Raw genomic sequence first — 7,503 nt, forward strand, 5'->3', positions numbered from 1 at the left:
AGTGTATTCTTGCTCCGTGTAGCAACTGTCTTGAATTATAATTCAAGACAGTTGCATCTGTTCAAAGCCCCGGCTTGTCCTGAGCATCGCATTCATTATAATTAATAACGTTCGCATTGCGTTTAAATGGTGTTATTTTCATAGTGAACGATACTTCTTTATGTGGACACCGAAGCTGATATTGTATGTCCCAAGAGCTCAAAAACACACTAATTAGCATACCCTATTATTCTGAGACAGAAATCTACTTAATCGGATGCGTATACAATTCACAACCCTTCGCGCGGTATTCGCGATAATTAGCCCGGCTCTGTTCTTTTTCTGCCTCAATATTGGCAACTAACTCCATTACCCGTTTAAATTTTGCATAAAATGGTGGGATGTGGTTGGTTAGATTTAATAAAATATCATTAAATCCTCTTGGTTCATTACCATAACCGATTTGTATGGGGGGCGGTGGTTCAGGACCCTCTCCTTGCAGGTTATGTGGAATAAAGCTATCTTCCTTAAAGGTCCATAATAGCTCATCGAGTAACTCAGCATCTTGTTGATGATTACAAAAAACATAAACTCGATGACCTCGAGCATAGGCTTTTTCCAAAAGACGGCAAGCGACCAACCAACGGGCTTGGTTTTGGTCGCTTTCTAATAAGTAAAAATCAACGCGAATTGGCGGCATGGCGAATTAATTGAGTTAATAAAGGAACAGGTCTACCAGTAGCATTACGTTTTTTTCCAAAAACCCATGCAGTACCCGCAATGTCTAAATGAGCCCAGCGGTATTTTTCAGTAAATCGTGATAAGAAACATGCTGCAGTAACACTGCCGGCGGTACGATCAAAGCCTGCATTAATCATATCCGCTAACGGACTGTCGATTGCATCTTGATATTCCTCATCCAACGGCATACGCCAGACACGGTCGTTGCTTTCTTGAGCTGCTTCATTAATCAGCTGGGCTAGCTCGTCATCTTTAGTCATAAAACCAGAAGCTACGGTGCCTAGGGCAACAATAATCGCTCCGGTTAAGGTGGCAATATCCAGAACAAATTTAGGGTTAAAACGTTCTGCATAGGTCAACGCATCAGCCAGCACCAAACGGCCTTCGGCATCGGTATTGAGAATTTCAATGGTTTGTCCTGACATACTGGTGACTATATCACCAGGTTTTATCGCGGCACCACTAACCATGTTTTCTGCACTAGCAATCAGCCCAACTATGTTCACGGGAAGTTTAAGTAAAGCACAGGCTTTAATTGTTCCTAAAACACTTGCTGCACCACACATATCATATTTCATTTCATCCATGACATTTGCAGGTTTTATGGACATGCCACCCGAGTCAAAGGTAATACCTTTACCTACAAGCACTATGGGGGCTGCATCGCCGGCTCCTTTGTATTGAATATCAATAAGTCTTGGTGGTTGGTCTGACCCTTGTGCTACCGCTAACAAAGAACCCATACCCATTGCCAGCATTTCATTAGGTCCCAGCACTGTGCAATTAATCTGTGACGCAAATTGTTCTGCCAGGTGCATGGCTTGTTCACCCAAATAGGAGGGGGTACAAATATTGGCCGGCATATTGGCCAGGTTACGTGTAAATTCCACGCCATCTGCAATTGCCTGTCCCACTGTCAATGCCTGTTCTGTGGCATTAGGAAGGTAAAAATTAATGGACGCCAATACATGCGGTTTGGCATTTTTCTTTTTAAAGTCGAGTAATTGATAACATTGACTGTCGATGTGAACTACCATTTGCTCCAGCTGCCAATCGGCAGAATATTCTGGTAGTTGGGGTAGGCACACGGTTGCTGATTTAATGCGTTGTTTGATTAAGGCATCGGTGATTTCCAGGACTCTTTTTTTCAATAGCGCCGGGGTAAATTTTTCTTTTTTTCCGCATTGAATGAGCAATAAACTGCTGCCTTCAATATGTGCCTGCCAAATGGCATCTCCTGCATCACTTGCTTTTTGTGCCAGTTTAGTAATCAAGCCATGGTGCTCTTTATCTAAGATTTGCGCAAAATCGGATAATTTATCATCAGCAAAAATGCCAAGCACAAGACATTCACTGGTTGATAGAGACGGTTTTTGAGTTAATCCATAATTCATTGTTTATTCCTATGTCAGAATGGAATGACCAGGAGTATACCCTGGCTGTATTTGCTATAGTCTACCTAAACTAGTGTGGTATTGAAACCTGCATTTTACAATCTTTAGCTGATGCTTTGCTAGGGACGATTATCTGCACATTAATGCCTTTTATTGTTGGGCTCTCTAATGCGTGTTGCAGGTATTCGATTAAAGGAACATCAACTACTTTGCCATATTCTGAAGAGGCTTCTCTAAAATACAATTGATCGTCATGACGAATTGCAAAACCTAAGTGAGAAATATTTAATGCCGTACCAATTTTTTCGCGCAGATTCCAGTTTGGGCGTACGATTTCAATGATAGCGCCATCGGGGATTTGCGCAAATAAGTGCCTATTTGGTTTGTTTTTTTCGGGGAATAAAGCGGTCAATGGCAAATAAGGGACTTTTTCAGCGGCAACTGCTAATTTTGCCCCTTTAGTTTTTAACTCCGCTAACCGTGCTTCTTGTTGTGCTTTATCGGCATTTTGTAAGCGAATAGTGGCAATAGTTTTATAAGCATACCAATTAGGTTTTTCAATCTGGGCACTCGCAAATTGGGCTACCGGGTGATGGTGTTCATCTTTAATTGCTACGGTGATGTCTTTAAATCTTCCTGCTTGCTGATGCGCTTGATTCCAATCTAAACCGGTAAAATGCATTCGTTGGATGTAAGCTACCTCACCATTGCTGTAACGCATTTGCTTGATGCATTGCTGAAATGAAGGTAATGAACGTGCCAAGGCTAAAGAGACCACTGTATTGACATAGGTATCGCAATCAAAGCCATCAACTCGATATCGTGGAAATTGATCATAGCGCGCTTTAGGTCCTTCTCCCAACGAACCAAGTATGTAGGGGACTCCGAGAAATTGTTTACTGATCCAATTAATTCGCTGGCTCATGGAAATGTTCGGCATGTTGTTCAGCTTATGATATAGTTCCTTTATCGATAAATTAGCTTGTTTTTCTGTAGCACTCGAATCAAAGGCATAGCCGGGAACGCAGGCAAGAAAACTCGTTACAAAAGCTAAGTTTTTTAAAGGAGCGAACATGTATTTCATGAGGATTGTCTTATATTTTGAGCCAGTTATGAATTACATGTTAACTTGTTCCGGAGCTTGGAGGCAAGAATGCTAAATTTAATTTGGTTAGGAATGATACTAACCTCGATTATTGTGGGTGTCATCGAAGGGCGCATCGATGAGGTGGTGCGTGCAGTAACTGACTCCGCCAAACTTGGCTTTGAACTTGCTCTTGGTTTGGCCGGGATTATGTGTTTATGGCTGGGTATTATGTCTATAGCTACTGAATCAGGCTTAATCAAACTATTGAGTAATGTATTGCGCCCCATTTTAAGACGCTTGTTTCCTGATGTGCCTACCGATCATCCCGCAATGGGGGCTATCGCAATGAATATTGCTGCCAATATGCTAGGAGTAGCCAATGCGGCAACGCCGTTTGGATTGCAAGCAATGAAAGAATTGCAGACTCTGAATCAACATGCAAAAATTGCTACGAATTCTATGTGTACCTTTTTAGCAATTAATACTTCTAGCGTGCAGTTAATTCCGGCGACAGCAATCGCATACCTTGCCGCCAATGGTAGTACGAATCCAACCAGTGTTGTATTTAGCGCTTTGGTAGCAACTATTTGCTCTACAGTGGTTGCAATTACGGTGGTAACACAATTGGCTAAATTATCCGTATTTCGCGTTGGCAAGGTAGACAGTTTATGAATGCATTAGCCAATCAATTATCCAATTGGATGCTCTTGGTTTTTATTGTTGGCATTCCTTTATATGCCGCCGCAGTAAAAAAAATAAATGTATTTGATGCCTTTATCATCGGTGCGAAGCAAGGTTTTGATACGGTTTTAAATATAGTTCCTTATCTAATTGCTATGATGGTTGCCGTTGGCATGTTACGTGCCTCTGGCTTTTTCACCTTAATGGGACAATTGCTTGCCCCCTTGATGGCCATGATCGGTATGCCGCCTGAAGTATTGCCTTTGGCGTTGATTCGTCCTTTTTCGGGCAGTGCTTCAACTGGAATTATGGCTGAATTGATTCATCAATTCGGAGGGAACTCACTGATTGCTAAAACCGCAGCGACTATGATGGGAAGTACAGAAACCACTTTTTATGTGATTGCTGTGTATTTTGGTTCCATTGGGATTCGCCGCACACGTCATGCTATTCCTGCCGGGTTATTGGCCGATTTAGCCGGAATTATCGCATCAGTAATTATTTGTCGTTATTTATTCGGGTGATCTTTATACACAATCGCAGACAAACCAACGAATTGTCTTATAAATTTTAAGCACTATTTGCCGCTGACAGGTAAGTTGGCTCCGGGTAAAATTGGTGCATTAATAATGCTTCATAAAAGAACGCCCTCATGTAGAAGGCATTCTTAAATACGCTGTTTAGCCAACACGCTTATTCTTTTTCTTACTTTTACCGGCGTAACTTGCTTCCTCGTATAATTTTAAACGAGAGAATAAGTTACGTGTCCTCGCTTTAAATGATGCCATTTCTCGTGCTGGCACTGGAGAAGAGGTTGGTAACGAAGTGGTCGTTGGGTTTCTTGCCTGGTCATGGACATGAAGCTCATAATGACAATGAGGACCTGTAGCAAGACCTGTTTGCCCTACGTAACCAATCACTTGACCTCTTTTTACCCGACTTCCTTTGGATATGCCTTTTTGGAATTTGAGCATGTGGCCATAGACCGTACTGTAGGTTTTATCGTGCTTAATTTCAATCATATTGCCATAACCATTATGACGGCCAATCGTTTTAATAATCCCATCACCTGTGGCTTGGATGGGAGTACCAATTGGCGCGGCCAAATCAATCCCTTTATGGGCTCTGCGATAGCGCAATATGGGATGATATCTTGATGCAGTAAAGGTTGAGCTGATATGACTAAATTTAAGGGGGTAGCGTGAAAATGCCTTTTTAAAGCTTTCACCCTGAGGGGTATAATAATCATGAGTCCCATTAGCACTGATATGACGTACTGCTTGGGCCGTTTTACCGCGGTTCGTATAGCTGACCGCAACAATATCACCTGTTCCCACCATTTTGTCTTTAACATACTGAGCTTCATAAACAATAGAAAAACGATCTCCTGAGCGTACGCCACGTGCGAAATCAACCTGTTTACTTAAAATCGTAGTCATCTGACGAATTAATTTACTGGGAATACCTAAACGTTGTGCCGTGGTATAAAGCGAACCATTGACAATTCCCGTCACATAGCGGTCTTGATTAGTTACTTTTTTCGAGTCGACTTTAGTCTTATAGACAGCACCATCCCTATAAACAGTCAGTGTCTGAATGTCATTCATCGGAATGACCAGCTTTTCTAGCTTCTTTTTATTAATCAAAAATTGCAATTCCTGACTTGGTTTTATGGAAGTAAGGACTTTTGCATGAGGGTTTTTGTAAATAACCAAATGTAAATTTTGCGCGGTTAACCCCAGACGATGGAATATGGTGGCCATTGAGTCACCGGATCGCGGTCTAACTGTTTGCCATTCATTGTCTTTAATTACCTTCGCTGTTTTAATGGCTTTGGCTACTATAACTTTTTTAACTGACTTCTCTGTTTTATCCATTGTTGCAATTTTATTTACGGGAATGGATTTCTCTGCTTTAACCGCTTTTTCTTCTTTACTTGTCTGCTCTACAACTTTAGCCATTTCCTGAATTTTTACAGATTTTTTCTGTTCCGTGATTATTTTTTTTTCTTGCTTGGGTAATGAAATAGATTGACGTGTTAAATTATTATGATCATGATGCGAAAAGTTTTTCACGAGCACATAGGGAAGCGATAGGGCGATAATTAATGCAGAGCCCATTAATAATTTGGATGGATTACCAGATTGTCGTGTTCGAATATAAGGTTTTTTATCCATTGTTTGCCTATATGTTGTCATCCGCAAGAATGCATTTGTATGCATTTTGTTCAATTTCGGGTGACAAATTATTTTAAATCACCTATTAGGTATGGCAGGAAATTGCCAACCGGGCTAAGATACTCGGTGTGAGAAGATAGGTCAATCATTTATAAAGGTTTTGATGTCATGATAGTTCAAGATTCAGTTTGTGCCGAATTAATGCGAGGTTGTGAAGAGGTTCTTCCCCAACATGAATTAGAAAAAAAGCTACAGAAGGGAACCCCTTTGAAAATAAAGGCAGGTTTTGATCCCACCGCACCTGATTTACATTTAGGACACACGGTACTTCTTAATAAATTAAGGCAGTTCCAGCAGTTTGGTCATGAGGTTATTTTTTTAATAGGTGACTTCACCGCAATGATTGGTGATCCTACAGGAAAAAATGTAACCCGCATGCCTTTAAGCCAAGAGAGTGTGTTGGAAAATGCGAAAACCTATCAAGAGCAAGTGTTTAAGATCTTAGATCCACAAAAGACAACCGTTGCTTTTAATTCACAATGGCTTGGTCAATTTACGGCAGTTGATTTAATTCGTCTTGCCGCAACACATACTGTCGCACGTATGCTAGAGCGTGATGATTTTAATAAGCGTTATACTTCAGGGCAGCCTATAGCGATTCATGAGTTTCTCTATCCTTTATTACAAGGTTATGATTCGGTTGCATTGAAAGCGGATGTCGAGTTTGGTGGAACGGATCAGAAGTTTAATTTATTAATGGGACGTGAGTTACAAAAGCATTATGGTCATGAACCTCAGGTCATCATGATGACACCATTAATAGAAGGATTAGACGGCGTTAAGAAAATGTCTAAATCGTTGGATAACTATATTGGTATTAATGAACCGGCTACGGATATGTTTGGTAAAATTATGTCGGTGTCTGATGAGTTAATGTGGCGCTATATTAATTTATTGAGTTTTAAAACAGGTCAAGAAATCCAGGCATTAAAGCAGTCGGTAGTCGAGGGTGCTAATCCTCGTGACATTAAAATTGATTTTGCTAAAGAGATTGTTGCGCGCTTCCATGATCAAGGGCAAGCAGAACAAGTACATAAGGATTTTATTGCGCGTTTCCAAAAAGGCATTATTCCTGCAGATTTAGAAGAAGTGTCTATAATAAGTGAGGAGCCAATTCCCTTGGCACAATTATTAAAACAAATGAACCTCACGCAAAGTACGTCAGAGTCTATACGGATGGTGAAGCAGGGGGCAGTTAAAGTAGATAGTGAGAAAGTTGAAGATCCCGCGCTAGTCTTAGCAGCAGGGAACACGTATGTAATACAAGTAGGAAAGCGCAGAATTGCCAAGCTGCACTTGCAATAAGCACAGTGTTTTTCATTTTTTTAAAAAAATGAAAAAAGTGTTTGACATCAACCACGAAATCAGTAGAATACGCTGCATG

At 40.9% G+C, this 7,503-nt stretch carries 7 protein-coding genes; 3 read left to right on the top strand and 4 right to left on the bottom strand.

Features of this window, described 5'->3' with window-relative positions:
* Window positions 1–244 precede the first annotated feature (244 nt).
* The 3 genes from LDG_RS16135 to LDG_RS16145 all read right to left on the bottom strand — a co-directional run bounded on the left by LDG_RS16135 (window position 245) and on the right by LDG_RS16145 (window position 3,189).
* Window positions 245–679, bottom strand: coding sequence for a DNA polymerase III subunit chi (locus tag LDG_RS16135; protein ID WP_006872517.1), 435 nt, complete (start codon window positions 677–679; stop codon window positions 245–247).
* Window positions 660–2,114, bottom strand: coding sequence for a leucyl aminopeptidase (locus LDG_RS16140; protein ID WP_006872518.1), 1,455 nt, complete (start codon window positions 2,112–2,114; stop codon window positions 660–662). Before LDG_RS16140 ends, LDG_RS16135 begins: the two co-directional genes overlap by 20 nt.
* A gap of 70 nt (window positions 2,115–2,184) precedes the next feature.
* The gene (locus tag LDG_RS16145) at window positions 2,185–3,189 is read right to left on the bottom strand and encodes an N-acetylmuramoyl-L-alanine amidase-like domain-containing protein (RefSeq protein WP_006872519.1); all 1,005 of its coding nucleotides are present in this window, start codon (window positions 3,187–3,189) and stop codon (window positions 2,185–2,187) included.
* Window positions 3,190–3,267: 78 nt separating this feature from the next.
* On the opposite strand from LDG_RS16145, the gene LDG_RS16150 reads away from it, so the two are divergent.
* Window positions 3,268–3,873: a nucleoside recognition domain-containing protein gene (locus LDG_RS16150; protein ID WP_006872520.1), complete on the top strand. Its 606-nt coding sequence runs from the start codon at window positions 3,268–3,270 to the stop codon at window positions 3,871–3,873.
* On the top strand, window positions 3,870–4,406 hold the full coding sequence (locus LDG_RS16155) for a spore maturation protein (RefSeq protein WP_006872521.1): 537 nt from the start codon (window positions 3,870–3,872) through the stop codon (window positions 4,404–4,406). Before LDG_RS16150 ends, LDG_RS16155 begins: the two co-directional genes overlap by 4 nt.
* Before the next feature lie 156 nt (window positions 4,407–4,562).
* On the opposite strand, the gene LDG_RS16160 is transcribed toward LDG_RS16155, so the two are convergent.
* Entirely contained in the window at window positions 4,563–6,059 is a 1,497-nt protein-coding gene (locus LDG_RS16160) for a peptidoglycan DD-metalloendopeptidase family protein (protein WP_006872522.1), read from the bottom strand.
* A 168-nt stretch (window positions 6,060–6,227) separates the two neighbouring features.
* Between LDG_RS16160 and tyrS the strand changes: the two genes are divergently transcribed.
* The gene (gene tyrS, locus LDG_RS16165) at window positions 6,228–7,424 is read left to right on the top strand and encodes a tyrosine--tRNA ligase (protein ID WP_006872523.1); all 1,197 of its coding nucleotides are present in this window, start codon (window positions 6,228–6,230) and stop codon (window positions 7,422–7,424) included.
* Window positions 7,425–7,503: the final 79 nt, after the last annotated feature.

Source organism: Legionella drancourtii LLAP12 (assembly GCF_000162755.2).
Taxonomy (GTDB): domain Bacteria; phylum Pseudomonadota; class Gammaproteobacteria; order Legionellales; family Legionellaceae; genus Legionella; species Legionella drancourtii.